15 protein-coding genes are annotated in these 17,843 nt (G+C 43.3%); 9 read left to right on the top strand and 6 right to left on the bottom strand.

Features of this window, described 5'->3' with window-relative positions; genetic code table 11:
- Positions 1-129: 129 nt before the first annotated feature.
- The 6 genes from NSQ52_RS01440 to NSQ52_RS01415 are packed head-to-tail and all read left to right on the top strand — an operon-like array spanning position 130 to position 7,619.
- Complete coding sequence (locus NSQ52_RS01440; RefSeq protein WP_342473838.1) at positions 130-588, top strand: PTS sugar transporter subunit IIA; 459 nt, start codon at positions 130-132, stop codon at positions 586-588.
- Entirely contained in the window at positions 585-914 is a 330-nt protein-coding gene (locus tag NSQ52_RS01435; RefSeq protein WP_007498438.1) for a fructose PTS transporter subunit IIB, read from the top strand. The genes NSQ52_RS01440 and NSQ52_RS01435 overlap by 4 nt, the downstream gene beginning before the upstream one ends.
- A 36-nt stretch (positions 915-950) precedes the next feature.
- Entirely contained in the window at positions 951-2,069 is a 1,119-nt protein-coding gene (locus tag NSQ52_RS01430; RefSeq protein ID WP_017358746.1) for a PTS fructose transporter subunit IIC, read from the top strand.
- A gap of 28 nt (positions 2,070-2,097) precedes the next feature.
- Entirely contained in the window at positions 2,098-4,761 is a 2,664-nt protein-coding gene (mngB, locus tag NSQ52_RS01425) for a mannosylglycerate hydrolase (RefSeq protein WP_342473837.1), read from the top strand.
- A gap of 57 nt (positions 4,762-4,818) precedes the next feature.
- Positions 4,819-5,703 carry an ROK family protein gene (locus NSQ52_RS01420; protein WP_342473836.1) on the top strand — a complete coding sequence of 295 codons (885 nt, stop codon included), beginning with the start codon at positions 4,819-4,821 and terminating at the stop codon, positions 5,701-5,703.
- Positions 5,700-7,619, top strand: a complete 1,920-nt coding sequence (locus NSQ52_RS01415; protein ID WP_342473835.1) for a BglG family transcription antiterminator — start codon at positions 5,700-5,702, stop codon at positions 7,617-7,619. Before NSQ52_RS01420 ends, NSQ52_RS01415 begins: the two co-directional genes overlap by 4 nt.
- A gap of 61 nt (positions 7,620-7,680) precedes the next feature.
- Here the strand turns inward: NSQ52_RS01415 and arr are convergent, their stop codons facing one another.
- Positions 7,681-8,097 carry an NAD(+)--rifampin ADP-ribosyltransferase gene (gene arr, locus NSQ52_RS01410; RefSeq protein ID WP_041508172.1) on the bottom strand — a complete coding sequence of 139 codons (417 nt, stop codon included), beginning with the start codon at positions 8,095-8,097 and terminating at the stop codon, positions 7,681-7,683.
- 294 nt (positions 8,098-8,391) lie between these two features.
- On the opposite strand from arr, the gene NSQ52_RS01405 reads away from it, so the two are divergent.
- Positions 8,392-8,709: a hypothetical protein gene (locus NSQ52_RS01405; protein WP_052320704.1), complete on the top strand. Its 318-nt coding sequence runs from the start codon at positions 8,392-8,394 to the stop codon at positions 8,707-8,709.
- A 21-nt stretch (positions 8,710-8,730) separates the two neighbouring features.
- On the opposite strand, the gene NSQ52_RS01400 is transcribed toward NSQ52_RS01405, so the two are convergent.
- From NSQ52_RS01400 to NSQ52_RS01390, 3 genes are all read right to left on the bottom strand, one after another.
- Positions 8,731-10,152 carry a glycoside hydrolase family 1 protein gene (locus NSQ52_RS01400; RefSeq protein ID WP_096880932.1) on the bottom strand — a complete coding sequence of 474 codons (1,422 nt, stop codon included), beginning with the start codon at positions 10,150-10,152 and terminating at the stop codon, positions 8,731-8,733.
- Positions 10,153-10,170: 18 nt separating this feature from the next.
- Positions 10,171-12,030 carry a beta-glucoside-specific PTS transporter subunit IIABC gene (locus NSQ52_RS01395; protein WP_342473834.1) on the bottom strand — a complete coding sequence of 620 codons (1,860 nt, stop codon included), beginning with the start codon at positions 12,028-12,030 and terminating at the stop codon, positions 10,171-10,173.
- 236 nt (positions 12,031-12,266) lie between these two features.
- Complete coding sequence (locus NSQ52_RS01390; protein WP_008343858.1) at positions 12,267-13,103, bottom strand: PRD domain-containing protein; 837 nt, start codon at positions 13,101-13,103, stop codon at positions 12,267-12,269.
- A 185-nt stretch (positions 13,104-13,288) separates the two neighbouring features.
- Between NSQ52_RS01390 and NSQ52_RS01385 the strand changes: the two genes are divergently transcribed.
- On the top strand, positions 13,289-13,489 hold the full coding sequence (locus NSQ52_RS01385) for a hypothetical protein (protein WP_259254100.1): 201 nt from the start codon (positions 13,289-13,291) through the stop codon (positions 13,487-13,489).
- Between the two features lie 33 nt (positions 13,490-13,522).
- On the opposite strand, the gene NSQ52_RS01380 is transcribed toward NSQ52_RS01385, so the two are convergent.
- On the bottom strand, positions 13,523-15,142 hold the full coding sequence (locus tag NSQ52_RS01380; protein WP_284724753.1) for an APC family permease: 1,620 nt from the start codon (positions 15,140-15,142) through the stop codon (positions 13,523-13,525).
- A gap of 343 nt (positions 15,143-15,485) precedes the next feature.
- Positions 15,486-16,454 (bottom strand): rhodanese-related sulfurtransferase, encoded by a 969-nt coding sequence (locus tag NSQ52_RS01375; RefSeq protein ID WP_007498459.1) that lies wholly within the window; start codon positions 16,452-16,454, stop codon positions 15,486-15,488.
- 199 nt (positions 16,455-16,653) lie between these two features.
- Between NSQ52_RS01375 and NSQ52_RS01370 the strand changes: the two genes are divergently transcribed.
- Positions 16,654-17,736: an iron-containing alcohol dehydrogenase family protein gene (locus tag NSQ52_RS01370; protein ID WP_342473833.1), complete on the top strand. Its 1,083-nt coding sequence runs from the start codon at positions 16,654-16,656 to the stop codon at positions 17,734-17,736.
- The last annotated feature ends 107 nt before the right edge of the window (positions 17,737-17,843 follow it).

Genomic DNA, 17,843 nt, shown 5'->3' with positions numbered 1-17,843 from the left:
AGATGGCTAGTCTGATCGCTTCATAAACTTTTTGCCATTTCAAACGGAAAATGATGCTATTTAACCATGTCGAAAAGTACATTACAATCAAATTGTAAGCGCTTAACAAACAAGAGAGAAGGGATCAGCTTGTTCCAAAAAGATCATGTTTTTACACAAGTAAACGGTCGATCAAAGAATGAGATTTTACAATACATTTCCGAGAAAGCTGAAGACCTTCACATTACAAACGATCAGTCAGGGTTATTAACAGATTTGTTGAAACGCGAAGACGAAGTCTCAACAGGACTTCAGCAAGGTTTTGCGATTCCTCATACAAAAAGCTCTGCTGTTCAAACGGCTTCACTTCTCTTTTTAGAACTTGAACAACCCATTGAATGGGGAAGCTTCGACGATTTGCCAACAAGCTATTTATTTACACTGCTCGTTCCACTTGAAGAGGCCAATGTCACACACCTCAAATTACTGTCTGGCATTGCCACAAGTTTAATGGAGTCTGCTTTCATCGAAAAGATTCAACCCGGTCAAACAGCAGACTATTATTACGAAGTCATTGAACAACAATTGAAAGAGGGGATTACACAATGAAAATTGTCGGTGTCACTTCATGCCCAGCAGGGTTAGCTCATACACCAATGGCAGCAAAAGCATTAGAGAATGCGGGTAAACAGCTTGGACACGAGATTAAAATCGAACAACAAGGAATTATGGGACAGGTGAATGGCATTACAGCAGAGGAAGCCAAGCAGGCAGACCTTTGCATTATCGCCTCCAATCAGCATATTAACGACGCTGAACGCTTCTCAGGTATTCCTACTGTTCGTGTCGAAATCGGACGCGCCCTAAAAAATGCCGAGCAAATCATCACAAAAGCCGTTGCGCTGGTTGAAAAGAAAAAATCTGAATCCCAATAAACAAGAGCAATGCCATATAGAAAGGAGCAAAGCAGAATGAAAGCAAAATTAAAAGTCATTGAAGGCCACCTCATGACCGGTATTTCTTATATTCTTCCGGTGATCATCGGAGCTTCACTTATCGTTGGTTTAGCCAAACTAGTCGGGTTAGGTTTTGGTGTGTCAGATTTAAACGCCTATAAAGATGCAGGCGGCATTTTACATGGTGCCTATTTGATGGAACAGGTTGGCTGGACAGGCATTGGCTTAATGAACGTACTGCTCGCTGGCTTTATTGCCTATTCGATTGCGGATAAATCTGGTCTTGCGGCCGGCTTTATCGGCGGAGCTCTTGCCAGCTCAACAAATGCTGGTTTTATCGGCGCCGTCATTGCAGGTTTCTTTGCCGGATATGTCGCTCTCTTTGTGAAAAGAAAAATTCAAATTCAAGGCTCTGCAGCTGGACTCGTCCCTCTGCTCATCTTACCGCTCATTACTGTTGGCTTAACCGGACTTCTCATGTCCGTTCTGCTAGGCGGGCCATTAGGGGCTTTGAACACCGCATTAATTGAATGGATCAAAGGCATGGTCGCAGATGGAACGAGCACACTCGCACTTGCTCTCATTCTAGGTGCAATGATTGGCTTTGACCTTGGCGGCCCAGTGAATAAATCAGCTTGGATGGCTGGTAACGCGCTCTTCCTATCAGGTGTCTATCTTCCTGCCATTCTCGTCAATATCGCGATTGTCATTCCGCCGCTAGGATACGGGCTTGCGACATTGATTCGAAAACGCAACTTCTCTCCTACCTTCAGAGAAGCCGGACGAGGCGGCCTTGTGATGGGGATTATCGGGATTACAGAAGGAGCCATTCCCTTTACACTCGTCAATCCTTTGAAATTGATTCCGCTGAATGTCGTCGCTTGTGCTGCAGGAAGCGGGGTTGCTGCCTTATTAGGTGTCCATGACATCATGCCGCCAATTGGTGGACTATACGGATTCTTCTCAGTAGGAAACTGGTGGGCGTATTTAATCGGCGCACTAACTGGCGCACTTGTTATTGGAATTGGCGCCAACCTACTTGTGAACTTCTCTGAGAAAAAAGAACCCCAAAAGCCAGAACATGATCAGAAGCAGAAAGAAGAAGATGATTTTGACCTTGTGCTAGAAGGATAATTTGAACAAAGAAAGGTGTCGTTACACAATGACTGTCAATGTACATGTGATTCCACATACTCACTGGGACCGGGAATGGTATTTTACCACCTCCCGCTCCCGTATCTACTTAATGAAAAGCGTAATGGACATATTGGACACCCTCGAAACAGATGAACGGTTCCATTACTTCATGCTCGATGCACAAGCATCCTTGCTAGATGATTACTTGAAATGGCGCCCAGAGGATGAAAATCGAATCAAACAGCTCGTCACAGCAAAACGCCTCATCATCGGTCCGTGGTATACACAAACGGATCAGCTCGTTATTTCTGGGGAATCGATTGTACGGAATCTGCAATATGGGATTGAGCGCTGTCAGCAGTTTGGACATGTCATGAAGGTCGGTTATGTCCCTGATTCCTTCGGTCAATCTGCACAAATGCCTCAAATTTATCAAGGCTTTGGAATTGTCGATACAGCCTTTTGGCGCGGCGTTTCTGATCATATGACGAATCACACAGAATTTAATTGGCGCGGGGCGGATGGCAGTGAAGTGTTTGCAGTGAATCTGCCATTTGGCTACTACTACGGAGGAAATATTCCTGAGAAGGATGAAGACCTGCAAGCCTTTCTTTCTGAAAAAATCGGGGCGCTGCAAGCAAAAGCTACGACCAAGAATGTCTATTTCCCAAATGGCTTTGACCAAGCGCCTATTCGTAAAAACCTGCCTGACTTATTAGAAAAAGCCAATGAAATAGACGAGCACCACTATCAAATTAGCAGTTTAGAAGACTACATTGCAGCAGTGAAAAAAGAGCGGACTTCTTTTGAGACATTAGAAGGCGAGCTCATTCATGCCAAGCATATGCGAATTCATAAGTCTATTTTTTCAACAAGAGCAGATTTGAAAATCTTAAACAACCAAATTGAAAACTATCTTGTCAATGTGATGGAGCCGATCCTTACAATCAGCTATTCACTCGGACATGACTATCCGCATGACACGGTGCGTGATATTTGGTACCTCATGTTTGAAAATGCAGCGCATGACAGCATTGGTGGCTGTAACAGTGATACGACGAATCAAGATGTCTTCTTCCGCTATAAACAGGCAAAGGAAATCGCCGAGAATCTTGTGGACTTACACATGCGTCTCATCGCCATCCGGCTTCAAACTGAGCAAGAAATCACGTTCACTTTATTTAACACACTGCCTTCAAAGCGCTCTGAAGTCATTGAAGTCGAAACCTTTATCACAGAACGTCCATTTACACTAAAAGACGCTGATGGACGAACTCTTCACTACACAGTCAAAAGCAAAACCGATGTGACAGATTATGTCTTAGCACAGCAGATTTCACTTAACCCAAGCAAAGAAGTGTACATGCCAAAGCAAGTATGGAAAGCTGTTTTACTCATTGAAGCAGTCGACTTACCATCCGTTGGTTATACACAAGTTAGCATGGTTTTCGATGAATCTAGTGAATCCATTATGGAAAAAACAGAAGGCCGAGTCATTGAAAATACGTTTTACCGCATTACAGCAAATGACAATGGGTCATTAGAAATTACGGATAAACAGACTGGACGAACGTTCTCTGAGCAAATGATCTTTGAAGACAACGGAGATGATGGGGATTCTTATAACTATTCACCACCGCGTGAGGATCTTTATGTATCATCTAAAGATATCTCATCAGCAGACATCACCGTATCTAAAAGCAGTTTACAGGAAGAGCTCACCATCAAGCTTCAATTGACTGTCCCATATGATTTAGAGGAACGCTCGGAGCAAAAGGGGACGACTTCCCTCCCGATCACAGCGAAGGTGGCTTTAAATAAAGATGAAGCGGTCATCCGTTTTCATGTGAATGTTGACAACCATGCGCTAGACCACCGTCTACGGGTACTCTTTGATACAGGTATCGCATCAAACGTATCACTCAGCGATCAACAGTTTGGCACCATCGAACGTCCAACGGAGCTGACGCAAGAGCTAGAATGGTGGAACAATGAACATTGGGAAGAAAAACCGATTACCATTGAACCCATGCAATCATTTGTTGCACTTCGCGATGAAGCATATGGTGTCTCTCTTTTGACGGACTGCGTCAGAGAATACCAAATCACAGGCGCGGGCTACACAACCATTGCTTACACACTCTTCCGCTGTTTCGGAAAAATGGGGAAAGAAAACCTTCTTTACCGTCCCGGCCGGGCTTCTGGAGAAAAAATCGTGGAAACACCTGATGCCCAGCTTCAAGGATCGCTATCATTCTCCTTTGGCATGCACTATAGCCAAGAAGCGGTGAGTGAAGGACACTTGGCTCAGCTTGCTAAACGTTACACCACCCCGGTTCAGTGCTACGAGCGGGCAGACTTTTTAAACGGTCGTTTAATTTTCTCTTTCCGAGATGAAAAAGAAGACTTACAATCTACTTATAGCCTGCTTGACATTGAAACAGACGGGGCCGTTCTAAGCGCTTTGAAAAAGGAAGAGCATGGAACAGGCATTGTCATTCGTCTCTTCAATCCATATTTAACACGTCAAACAGCCGCTTCAATCAATAGTTCATCTCTACAACATGGAGAAACAGCGAATTTAGGCGAAACACCTGAAGGACATATACTGAAAGCACAACATGGATCATTACACATTGAACCGCTCACACCTTGTCAGGTACAAACCTACATTGTAAAGAAAAAATGAACATGTAGGGGCGGGATCCATTTGGATTCCGCCCCTCTTTAATGGAGGGCATTGATCATGCGAATTGGAGGCATCGAAGCAGGCGGTACAAAATTTGTCTGCGGCTACGGAACAACAGACGGAACGATTGAACATATGACTTCCTTTGCAACAGGGAACCCAGAAGAAACATGCCGGCAAGTGATCGAATACTTTACAGAGCATCCAGTTGATGCGATTGGCATAGGCGCATTCGGACCTGTCGATGTAAAAGAACACAGCCCCAGCTATGGAACGATTCTCGAAACACCCAAAACAGCTTGGCGCCAATTTCCATTACTCTCAACCTTAAAACAAGCACTCGGTCTCCCTATGAAGCTTGATACGGATGTGAACTGTGCGGCGCTCGGTGAAGCTCGTTTTTCAACGGAAACAGACAGACCAAATTCCTTGATCTATATCACGGTTGGGACGGGAATCGGCGGCGGTGCCTTTATTGAAAACCGCCTCATTCACGGACTGCTTCATCCAGAAATGGGACATATCACCGTTCAGCGCCACCCTCATGACACCTATGGGGGCTGCTGCCCGATCCACCATGATTGTTTAGAGGGACTAGCATCTGGACCTGCCATAGAAGGCCGCTATCATACATTGGCACAAATGCTGCCAGAGGAGCACCCTGCCTGGTCACTTCAAGCTTATTATCTTGGGCAAATGACCGCAAATTTATTACTCACCCTTTCACCAGAACGCATTATTTTGGGTGGAGGTGTCATGAAACAGCCGGCCTTGCTGCCGCTCATCCTTGAAGAAACAGACGAGCGGCTTCATGGTTACTTACAACTACCAAAGCCATTAAATGAAATCGTCACAAAGCCTTCCTTTGACGGATTATCTGGTTTAATGGGAGCCATCGCCCTTGGAGCTGATGCCTTAAAGGAACAAGGAGCGGCGCAATGATGATGACGGCAGATACTCGAACCTACCAGCTCATTCAGCGGCTATTTGAAACGAAAGGGTTCGTGAAGCTGGAGGAGCTCACTGCCTCTTTTCGCTTATCTGACCGCTCCATCCGCAATTTAATCAAAGAAGCAAACGAGCTGTTAACGCAAGCTGGAGCCATGATCAAGACCATCCGCGGGAAAGGGTATACGCTCTTAACAAGTGACCAAGACGCTTTCCTGCTTTGGCTTCATCAGCAAAAGCTTCCTGCCCGCTCTCTCGTACCCATCATGCCAGAAGAGCGCATACGATTTATGATGAGAAAACTATTGCTTCAATCAGACTACTTAAAAATTGATCAATTAGCAGAAGAATTGTTCATCAGCCGTATGACGGTCAGCAGTGATTTAAAAAAAGGACGGGAGCTGTTAGCCCGTTACGGTATGACCCTTGTCTCAAAGCCTGGATTTGGCTTAAAAGTAGACGGAGACGAATTGCAAAAAAGGACGTGCTACGCAGACTTACTGCTTGAAGAAGAACCCGCCCTATCTCATATAACTGAGCGGGAACAGCTTCATTTCCCTGACATTTCACTTGAAACCATTCGATCCATTGTGCTGACAAATCTATATCAAGAATCACTGCTCATTAAAGATATTGCCCTAAAGAATTTAGTGATTCACTTAGCGATTGCCATTCAACAAACGCAAAAAAAACAGCGGATACCCGCCAGTACTACTCACACACAAAGACCGCCAGTGTTAACAAGAATCGCTCAAAAGATCACGCATCAAATAAGCGACACGTTTCATGTCACCTTATCAGAGGATGAAACAGATTACTTGGTGATGCATCTCTTAGCGAATCAAACGTGGAAAGAAATTGATGAGCACCAAACGACAGAAGAAGTACGTCAGGCGGTGACACGATTTCTCCAGCACATTGAAAAAACAAGCGGTCATCGTTTTGTAGATGACGATATCCTGCGTCAAGATTTGATGCTGCATATGAAGCCATTATTAAATCGAATTCAATACGGCGTGTCTTTACAAAATCCGCTTTTGCATGAGATCAAAACATCTTACCCTTATCCGTTTGATTTGGCCGTCAGCGGACTCAATGCCTTACAGCTGGTGCGGACGCCAAATGAAGATGAAGCGGCATATGTTGCCTTACATATTGCTGCTTCATTTGAAAGAAGTCATCTTGACACCTCACAAAAAAAGAGGGCCATTATTGTATGCGGGTCTGGACTAGGAACGGCACGTCTGCTTGAAATTAAATTGAAGGCGGCCTTTCAACATGAGCTTGAGATTGTTGAGCTTTATTCTTATCAGGATTACGCTTTTAGCACCACTTTGCCATGTGATGTGATTATTACAACCGTACCTCTCGCACCAAAGGGGAAACCAATCATTCAAGTGAATGCTTTTTTTGAACATCATGATGTCCAGCGTGTGAGTGAGGTCATTCACCTGTTAAACGGACACGGTGCCCCTTCGCAGGAGCTGATGGCTTTTTTCCAAGAACGATTGACCTTGTTGGATGTGGACCTTTCAAGCAAGGAAGAGGTATTAGATACGCTTTGCAGCCGGCTGGAGGCGCATCAGCTTGTTTCATCTTCTTTTCGTTCCTCCGTGCTGGAGCGGGAGCAAATGTCATCTACTTATCTTGGCAAGGGGATTGCGATGCCTCACCCGCTCATCACAAATGAAGGCACCTCCTGCGTGGCAATTGCACGATTGAAACAGCCAATTGATTGGCAGGGCGATCAAGTATCTCTGATTTTCTTGTTAGCCATTCAGAAAGATGACGCTGCCTACATGAATCAATTTTTTGAACAAGCTGTCGATTTGTTAGACAGTCCTGACCGCCTTCACTCCTTGACACATGCAAGGACATTTGATGAGCTGATGCATGTCCTGTTTCAATAGCACATAAGGCCGCCCAAGTGAAATCGGGCGGCCTTTTATTCATCTATTCCTCACATACGAATCAATCGTATATGACATTTTTTCCTTCTTCCCTTAACTTTTTCAACGACGTCAGCATATGGTTGATTTCTTCATCGGAATGTCTTTCCCAAGCGCCTAATTCTGCGACAATTTTCAAAGGGGATTTCGATCGATAGGAACGGGTCGGGTTACCGGGAAATTTTTTGTCAGTCAAATTCGGATCGTCTTCAAACTCGCCTGTCGGTTCTACAACATAAATTCTCTCTTTTGCATCAGACCGGGCTAATTCAGCTCCCCATTTGGCTGCGTTTAATGTTCCAGTAAAATAGATGTGGTTCGATTGTTTATCCTGATAATTGGATAAATGCAACGGTTCAAGCAGGTCCCCAATCTTCAATTCCGCTTTCGTCCCATGAAAAAACGGCCCAGGATCTAAAACATCTTTCTTGTCATTCATACAGCCACATCCCTTATCGTTTTTGACTTGCGTATAACAGTATACGGGCTGATGCGGGCGGAAAACAGTCTATAAATGAGATGAAATTCGGGGTATAATGATAGTAGAGAGTACGATGTGATTTATAAACTCCAGTAAGTTAAAATAACAGCAAGAATACATACAAAGCAGTCTTCTTGAAAGAGATAAAAAGCTGTTAGACGCCATAAAAGCCAAAGAGACGTTTGACGTTTTATGTGGTTGGCGTGTTGGCACATAATCAATTAAATTCTTCAGGAAGGATGTAATGAGAGAATGAAAGATAGAGATAAGATTTGTCATATATATGCTCAAAAAAGTTGGCATATGGATTCTTATATTATTGGTAATCGTGAGGGTTTAATTGAATTAAAGAGTGCTATTGACCAAGCATTGAAAAGTAATGTTGGTCAAGCTGAATTGTTTCCATCAGATTTAGAGGATTATACAACTTACGTTGCTTTAGTCAATGATAAAGAAGAGTTGGATTCACTTATTATGCCTTACACTGATGAGGATAATGATGATGAAAACTTGATACATCCAGTTGATATAGTTACAAGTCATGAAGAGAAAAAAACCCCTAAAAATTAGGGGTTTTTTAGTGTGATATTGTTACTTCCCGATGTTCTCTCCATTTTGCTCGATCAATGTTTCATACCAATAAGAGCTCTTTTTCCGAATTCTCTTCAGGTCTTTCAGGTCAAATTCATCACGGTTGACGTAGATAAAACCATAACGTTTTGAGCAGCCTTGGTGTGTACTGATTAAGTCGATGGCTGACCACGGGCAGTACCCGAATACCTCAACACCGTCAGTGATCGCCCATTTGATTTGTTCAATATGTTTTTCTAGATAATCAATTCGATAATCATCCTGAATCGATCCATCCGCTTCTAACTTGTCAAAAGCGCCTAACCCGTTTTCCGTAATAATAAGAGGCAGCTGATAGCGGTCGTAAATCTCACGCATCGTTGATCGGAAACCGATAGGGTCAATCTCCCAGCCAAATGCATTTTTACTTAAGAACGGGTTGTTGCCGCCTTTGTAGACGCCATCTTCACCAGATTTTAAATGCTGATCTCCGCCGCGGGCAAATTCATCATTGCCATCTCCTTTACTCGCTTCAACCGTTTGAGATGTGTAGTAGTTAAAGGCAATGAAGTCTGGTTTTGCACTTTTCAAAATATCCATATCTCCCTCTTCAATCACAGGAAGAATGTCTTTTTCCTTCATGTATGCCCATGCAAGGTTGTTATAACGACCGAATACCGCCATATCAAGATATAGCCAGTTGCGGATCGCATTGTAATTAGCCGCAGCAATGACATCCTCAGGTTTTGGAGATGCCGGGTAAATTAGGGCAATGTTTGGCGCTGGTCCGATTTTCGCCTCAGGCAGCAAACGATGACAAAGCGTCATGGCTTTCGCCTGTGCCACAAGCATATGGTGGTTCTGCTGATATAGTTCTTTTTTCGGATTTTCTAAATTTGGATCCAGTGTACCTAGAGCTGATCCATGTAAAATCATCATGTTTTGTTCATTAATCGTCAGCCAATATTTTATCTTCTCGCCATACTCCTGGAACAAAACCTCCGCATAACGTTCAAACGCATCGACTGTCGAACGATTTGACCAGCCGCCTTTCACTTGAAGCGCATGGGGTAAATCAAAGTGATACATCGTCACAATTGGTTCAATGTCATAGCGGCGCAATTCATCAATGAGAGAATGGTAGAAGTCAATTCCCTTTTGATTGATCTCCCCATCTCCATCTGGAATGATACGTGTCCATGCAATGGAGAAACGATAAGCCTTCAAGCCCATTTCTGCAAACATCTTCACGTCCTCTTTATATCGATGATAGTGATCGCTGGCTACCTTAAAATCAGTTGTTCCTTCAGGATAGCTTTCTCTCATATCAATGACTGAAGGTCCCTTGCCATCCTCGTTCCATGCACCTTCTACTTGATAGGCGGAAGTCGATCCGCCCCAGAAAAAGTCTTTTGGAAATGGTGCTAGTGTTGAATATCTCATGATTATATCCTCCCTTTCTTAAACTAAGTGTAAAAATGATTGTCCTGGTGTCACTTGTTTTTCTTCTGTCTCAATGATATCGCTAAATTCACCGGAATTGGTAATAATCACAGGTGTTGTGACAGAAAGACCTGCTGCTTGAATGGCCTCAATATCAAACTCCGCAAGCAGTTCACCTTCTGTAATGGTTTGGCCCTGCTCAACCTTCGGCGTAAAATGACGGCCCCCAAGTTGTACAGTATCCAGTCCAATATGAATGAGTACTTCTGCTCCGCTTTCAGAGGTGAGACCGTATGCATGTCCTGTTGGGAATACCGTTGTCACGACTCCAGTTACTGGTGCAAACAACTTGCCTTCTGATGGAATAATGGCTGCGCCCTTACCTAATGCGCCAGATGAGAAGGCTTTATCTTGCACCTCTTCTAGCTTGATGACTTCGCCAGATAAAGGACTTTTCACATGAGCTGCTTTGACACCATGTTCATTTTCAGATGCTGGTGCAGAACTAGCTGCAGGAGCATCTTCTTCATCCACAGGGTCTTTGAATCCAATCAAATAGGTTAAGACGATTGAAAGGACAAATGAAACGGAAATTCCGATTAAGAATCCTGTAAATCCTTGACCATAGAAGATCGGAAGTGTCAGTAAACTCGGAAGACCTGATGCGATCGCAATACTTTGTGAATAACCGATAATGGCACCACCGACACCGGCAGAGATAACCGCTGCAATAAATGGTTTTTTCAAACGAAGTGTGACGCCGTATACAGCAGGTTCTGTAATTCCAAATACAGCAGAAACCGCTGTCGATCCAGCTAATGATTTCAGCTTTTTGTTCTTTGTTTTCAGCATAACACCGATGGAAGCACCGGCTTGTGAAAATACAGCTGGCGCAGTGGCCGGCTTAATATGATCTTTTCCATGAACCGCAATATTATTTAAAATGACTGGCACAAGCCCCCAATGGATACCGAAGATGACAAGAACCTGCCATGCCATCGCAATTAAAGCACCGGCAAGTGTAGGGCTAAAGGAGAATACTTTCAGCAGGACGGCTGCAATTCCGTTCCCTGCATACACACCAAATGGTCCAAATACGATCAGTGTCAGTGGAACGACCGTGACCAGTAAAATCAGTGGTGTAATAAAGTTTTTCACACTTTCATGAATAACTTTGTTAAAGAAACGTTCGATATATCCCATCACAAACACTGCCAAAATAATCGGGATAACCGTTGATGTATAAGACATTAAGACAACCGGAATGCCGAAGAACGACACATCTCCGCCGCCTTTTGTGAGCTCTTGAATAGTCGGGTAGATCAGTGCACCTGCAATCGTCACAGCAACAAATGGATTCGCTTTAAACTTCCTAGCAGAAGTGAATGCGAGCAGCAGCGGCAGGAAGTAGAACAAGCTGTCTGATGCGGCAAATAAAATTTGATACGACGTATCTTCAGGAGATAACCATTTTGCATTGATACAGATGCCTAGAAGTCCTTTTAAAATACCGGCACCCGCCATGACACCTAGAAGCGGTGTGAAAATTCCAGAAACAATGTCGACGAATTTTCCGAAAAGACTTGTACTTTCTTCACTTGATCTAGCAGATGAAGAAGTGGAATCCTCTAATAGATTCGTAAACTCCCCAATCTCTCGATATACCTCTGGTACCGTGTTGCCAATGACCACCTGAAACTGGCCGCCGCTTTCCATGACAGTCACCACACCATTTAATTTTTCAATGGCCGATTTATCTGCTTTTGATCTGTCATTTAATGTGAAGCGAAGTCTTGTGGCACAGTGAACCAATGAATGAACGTTTTTCTCTGTCCCGATATGTTTGATAATGTCTTCTGCTAATTGACGATGACTCATACAAAAACCCCCTTTTTTTCAAAAAAATACGTTTTTAGGCAAAATAAAAACCTAAACGGGCACCAAAAATAGTCGCAACTTGCTATTGCGCTTTTTCAGTGAACGTTTAGGTTTTGCCTGCCGAACAGTCACAATCCTCTAAGACGATCATTGTGAAACCGTATTCTTTTATGTTTATGAGCAAATAGTACCACTCACTTTTTATGATGTCAACGCTTTCTTTTAAAATTTTATCTTTATTTTTCTCGTTTGATGAGTCGATTCAAATGAATCGATAGATAGAGCATCTCCTCTGATGTCAGGTCGCGATGATACGTTTGATACACATATTCTGCGATTTTCTTTGCGCATTCGTACGCCTTCGGATATTTCACTTTAATCAGCTGATATAAATCTTGATCTTCACTGACGAGTAGCGTTTCGTTGATGAGACGCTGTACGAAAAAGCGTAAATGTGTGAGAAAACGATAAAAGTTGAGCGAGTCTTCATCAAATTCCATGTTCAGATGATATTTCACAATGGTCAGTATGGCATTCACTTCTTTTGTGATATTGACCGTTGTATTCATGTCTTCATTGAGCTCTGCATTAATGATATGCATGGCAATAAAGCCCGCTTCATCTTCAGGCAGTTCAATATGAAGACGATCTTCAATCATCTCAAGGCATTCCTTCGCCACGAGAAACTCATCTTTGTATAAACGTTTAATCTCCCAAATCAGCGAATTCTCAATCAAGTGGTTTTTCTTTAATCGTTCGATGGCGTAATGAATATGGTCTGCCAGCGATACATGCAGACTTTCGTTTAATCTTCGGTTCAGCTTTGTATGTGCGTATTGGATCATTTCCTCGGTCACCTTGACGACATCATATGGAACCTCTTGAAGCAACATTTTCATCCGCTCATGTACGGAATGATCTTCTAGGCGGAACACTTTATCAATTAACGCCTCGTCCACCGGGTCGCCGGGACGTCTTTGAAAAGCGATGCCTCTGCCCATGACGACGATTTCTTTTCCTTGTTCATCTATCACACTAATGACATTATTGTTTAGAACCTTTTGAATCTGCATCTCCAAACACCTCCGTCTATAACCAGCCATCTACACTCAAAATATGCTCTCATCTTAACACAACTGTCAAATCACTTGGCGTTTTTATCTGACTTTTGAAATAGATTTAACGATATTTTCACTTCTTTCTTGCTGGTCTGATCCTCCCTCGGCCTGCATACAATACCCCGAGGAGGTGACCTTCGATGAAGGCTTTTTTCTGGTCAGCATCTTTTTTATTCATGTTCATTCTGACTCTCTTTATTCTAGGTATTGTTTTTTGGCTTAGTGGACAAGGCTTAGAGCAGCTATGGAGATATGCGCTTATCTGTCTTGTGACAGCCACCGTTCTACACGGCGTTACCACTTGGCTAAAGCAGCATGTCATGCATCACTCATCCAAATAAAAGGCTGCCCTCAGTATTCAGGCAGCCCTTCCGTTATTCCTTAGATGAGGCGGCTTCTTTCTGAGAAGCACGCAGTTCATCATTGATTTTTTTCGCATCTTCTAAAAACTCTGTTTCAAATCCACTTTTGAGTGCCCACATATAAAATAACAACGCCACAACTGCAATGAGTGCCATATCCCAGCCATAATGAATGACGTTATACCCGCCAAATTTATCACTACCGAGACAAGAAATCGTCATCATCACAAGCAAATACACAACCATCCAAGCACCTGCTTTAAAGTGACGACCAAAGCCCTTCCACTTCGCTTTTGCTTGATAGTAAAAATAGATTGGCAGACCGATGAGAATAATGAACAGCACCTGACCCGTCAGCGGCCATCTCGCCCAGTACAGTGTCAATGATGCAAAGACAAAACCGAGCGGGGCAATGATGCTGAGTCCTTTAATTCGCAATGGACGATATAAATCTGTGCCCGTCTTTCTCAGCGTCATCACTGTCACAGGTCCTGTCAAATAGGAAATCAGGGTCGCCACAGAGATAATTTCAGCGAGAACCCCCCATCCTCTAAACAAAAACAGAAAGATAAACGATACGCCTAAGTTAAAAAACATCGCTGGACGAGGCACACCATAAATTGGGTGCAGACGACCAAGTACACTCGGCATGTACTTGTTTTTTTCCATCCCATAAATCATACGAGACGTCGTCGCCGTATACGTAATCCCTGTTCCAGAAGGAGAAACGAACGCATCTGCATATAAAATAAGGACAAGCCAGTTGATCCCTAGCGCAATGGCAAGGTCAGCAAATGGCGAGTTGAAATTCAAATGCCCCCAGCCATTCACTATCATTGATGGATCGACAGCCCCAATAAAAGCGATTTGCAGCAGCACATAAATGACCGTTGCAATCAAAATCGATCCAACAATGGCGATTGGAATCGAACGCCCTGGATTTTTCGCTTCGCCTGCCATATTAATCGGGCTTTGGAAGCCATTAAAAGCAAACACAATCCCTGATGTTGCGACAGCTGTGAGCACACTCGCCCAGCCGTTCGGCGCAATACTTGTTCCAGAAGTAAAATTCTCACTATGAAAACCTAGGAATAAGAGCGCACCAATTGTTAATCCTGGAATGACGATTTTAAAAACCGTAATGAATGTATTCGCCTTTGAAAACAACCCAACTGTCCAATAATTGAGCAGAAAATAAATCACCAGCAGCACACTTGCCACCATGAGCCCCTCGGTCGTCAAAACCCCTTTTGTGACCAAATGGCTTGTCCACTTTGCCCACTCCCAAGGCCATGAGCTCATGTATTGAACGGAGGCCACTGCCTCAACAGGAATCACAGAGACAATCGCAATCCAGTTTGCCCAAGCGGCGATAAATCCAATAAAAGAGCCGTGTGAATATTGCGTATATTTGACCATTCCGCCTGCCTCTGGAAACATCGACCCGAGTTCACTATAAGACAATGCGATAAATAAAATAACAACCATCCCGATCAACCATGACAAAATAGCAGCAGGGCCGGCGATTTGAGCAGCCCGCCACGCACCAAAGAGCCATCCTGAACCAATGATTGAGCCAAGACCTACCATCATTAAAGCGAAAGTTCCCATCCTACGATGCAAATGATTCATGTTCATAACACCTTTCGATTAAAATACAGAGCATGTGTCGAGCAAGCGCCTTTCTTTTATAGCAGCTCACCTTTCATTCCATTGGCAAATACTTTCTGATCTGAACTTTTATCTTTGTTCATTTTTTTGCCTGTTATATTATCTCTCAATTCTCCATTTTCTGAAATAGTCGAACATGCTTATTTCAAAAGAAAGCGCTTTTTCAACTGTTCAATCTATTAGACTGATTAACTACCTTTACCCTTATTTTGAAAAAAACAAAACAAAAAAGAAAGAGGAAATGACTTCCTCTTCCCTCTGAACACGTATCATTCAAAGAAAAAAGGATAAAAGGGAAACCCTCTTATCCTTGTGAGATTGCTTGTTCTTTTTCAATGACAGCTAGTCTTTCTTGAACTTCTTCTTCAGATAAATTGTGCTGTTTCACATAAAGGTTACGTTCGCTTGTGCGGCATTCATGGCTGCAGCTGCGCATATATTTATGCTCGCTTTCTTCTGTTGCAATCATTTTGCGGTTACATGCAGGGTTCGCACAGTTCACATAACGCTCGCAAGGTTCGCCAGTGAAGAAATCTTTTCCTACTACGACGTGCTCTGTTTGATTGACCGGAACCGTTAGGCGGTTATCAAACACATAACATTGACCGTCCCATAGCTTTCCTTGAACTTCTGGGTCTTTTCCGTACGTGACAATTCCACCGTCAAGCTGGGATACATCTTCAAAGCCTTCACGCTTTAACCACCCTGAGAATTTCTCACAGCGTACGCCGCCTGTGCAATACGTCAGAATTTTTTTCCCTTCAAGAATCTCTTTGTTGTCACGAATCCACTCAGGTAATTCACGGAATGTCTCAATGTCAGGGCGCACAGCACCTCTGAAGTGACCGACATCAAACTCATAATCATTACGTGCATCAATCACGACCGTATCAGGTGATTGCATTTGCTCGTAAAATTCAACTGGGCTGAGATGTTTCCCCGTTAATTCTAACGGATTCACATCATCTTCAAGACTTAAATTCACCAATTCATTTCGGTGGCGGACGTGCATTTTCTTAAACGCATGACCATCTGCTTCGTCAATTTTAATTGGCATGGACGCAAAGCGTGGATCTTCTTTCAATGCTTGCATGTACTTGTCCGTCTGCTCAATGGTACCAGAAACGGTTCCGTTTATGCCTTCAGATGAAACAAGAATACGACCTAACAAACCAAGTTCCTTACAGAATGCTAGATGCTCTGCTGTAAACGTTTCTGGATCCTCAATGGGGACATATTGATAGTAAAGTAATACACGATATTGTTTTTCCATATATATAAACACCTCTTAAATTTAATCAAAACATACCATTTTATATCATACAGGAAATACATACCTTAAGGCAATGTCAGCAGTTCAATTCCATAAAACGGAAGAGTCTATGGTCTCATATTGTCCGTTTATTTGACAGAACTTTCTGTAAAATGAGATGATTTAAGTACTATATGATTTCGTAAAGGAGCATAAGTCAATGATCCAGCCAGAAGAGATCGTCAGAAGCGGTCCTAACCAGTTTATTTCTCAAAAGGGGATTTATCATGAAATCGAGTCATTTGTTACTCCCTTTCAGTCACCAGCTATAGTGACAGGATATGACTCATATCAAGCCTTTTCACAGTACACAAAGCTTCCATCCGAGTGGCCTGTTGTTCAGCACAAAGGTTACAGTTCACCAAATGCGATCACACGAATTGCGGAAGAACTCAAGAGTTCAGACGTGATCATCGGGATCGGTGGCGGCACGATTTTAGATACAGCGAAGTCTGTTGCCGACGCTCTCCAAATTGAAGTGATCATGGTGCCGACGATTCCTGGGACATGTGCGGCTTCTACACCGCTCAGCGTCATTTATGATGACAAGGGGAATTTCATGAGGGTCGACTATCATAAGCGGTCCAGCTATCTCACGTTAATTGATCATACTTTTTTGCTTTCATCTCCTTTTTCCTATCTCCAAAGCGGAATTGGGGATACGCTCGCAAAATGGTATGAAGCGGAAGCCATTATTCGCAACACAAAAGGCACCTTGCCGCTCATGGTACATGCTGCATTAAAGCAGGCAGTGTACGTTCGTGACATTCTTCTGACTCATAGTGAAGAAGCCGTTAGCAGTTTAAAAACAGGTCAGCTTTCTCAAGCCTTTGCAGATGTAACAGATACGATCATTACGTTAGCCGGAACAGTCGGCGGCTACGGAGGACGTTATGGCAGAATGGCAGGAGCCCATGCCGTTCATAATGGATTAACATTTATTGATGAAACACATCATGTGTTACATGGACAAAAAGTGGCCTATGGCATTCTCGTTCAACTTGCTGCAGAAAACCGTATGACGGAAGTAGAAGAATTACTTGAGCTTTATCAAACACTCGGATTACCTAGAACGATGCGTGAGCTTGGCATCACAGCTCATCTAGAGGAAGCAGCACATACAGTGGCAAACCATGCTGCAAGTAAAGATGAAACCTTTTGTTTGATTGGAGACTATACGAAAGAGCAAATTGTCGACGCCATTCAAATCATTGAGACCTATCAGCCTCAAAAAACGGTCTGAACATACCGGCAAATAAAAAGCACAGGCATCTCGAAGTAATCCATTTCAACTAGACAGAATTAAAAAGACCCTTAGCAGCCTAAGTCCTATATATTTATATGGGCTTA

It is taken from the genome of Bacillus sp. FSL W8-1141 (assembly GCF_038593205.1).
Lineage (GTDB): Bacteria > Bacillota > Bacilli > Bacillales > Bacillaceae > Bacillus > Bacillus altitudinis.
Note: the sequence above shows the minus strand (reverse complement) of the source record. Positions and strands in the feature narration are given on the sequence as shown.

Bases quoted from the DNA above. Each gene is read 5' to 3' on its own strand.
- NSQ52_RS01415 (WP_342473835.1), top strand. From the start codon at position 5,700: ATGATGATGACGGCAGATACTCGAACCTACCAGCTCATTCAGCGGCTA.
- NSQ52_RS01385 (WP_259254100.1), top strand. From the start codon at position 13,289: ATGAAGGCTTTTTTCTGGTCAGCATCTTTTTTATTCATGTTCATTCTG.
- NSQ52_RS01420 (WP_342473836.1), top strand. From the start codon at position 4,819: ATGCGAATTGGAGGCATCGAAGCAGGCGGTACAAAATTTGTCTGCGGC.
- NSQ52_RS01370 (WP_342473833.1), top strand. From the start codon at position 16,654: ATGATCCAGCCAGAAGAGATCGTCAGAAGCGGTCCTAACCAGTTTATT.
- mngB (WP_342473837.1), top strand. From the start codon at position 2,098: ATGACTGTCAATGTACATGTGATTCCACATACTCACTGGGACCGGGAA.
- NSQ52_RS01390 (WP_008343858.1), bottom strand. From the start codon at position 13,103: ATGCAGATTCAAAAGGTTCTAAACAATAATGTCATTAGTGTGATAGAT.
- NSQ52_RS01405 (WP_052320704.1), top strand. From the start codon at position 8,392: ATGAAAGATAGAGATAAGATTTGTCATATATATGCTCAAAAAAGTTGG.
- NSQ52_RS01395 (WP_342473834.1), bottom strand. From the start codon at position 12,030: ATGAGTCATCGTCAATTAGCAGAAGACATTATCAAACATATCGGGACA.
- NSQ52_RS01380 (WP_284724753.1), bottom strand. From the start codon at position 15,142: ATGAATCATTTGCATCGTAGGATGGGAACTTTCGCTTTAATGATGGTA.
- arr (WP_041508172.1), bottom strand. From the start codon at position 8,097: ATGAATGACAAGAAAGATGTTTTAGATCCTGGGCCGTTTTTTCATGGG.
- NSQ52_RS01400 (WP_096880932.1), bottom strand. From the start codon at position 10,152: ATGAGATATTCAACACTAGCACCATTTCCAAAAGACTTTTTCTGGGGC.
- NSQ52_RS01435 (WP_007498438.1), top strand. From the start codon at position 585: ATGAAAATTGTCGGTGTCACTTCATGCCCAGCAGGGTTAGCTCATACA.
- NSQ52_RS01375 (WP_007498459.1), bottom strand. From the start codon at position 16,454: ATGGAAAAACAATATCGTGTATTACTTTACTATCAATATGTCCCCATT.
- NSQ52_RS01430 (WP_017358746.1), top strand. From the start codon at position 951: ATGAAAGCAAAATTAAAAGTCATTGAAGGCCACCTCATGACCGGTATT.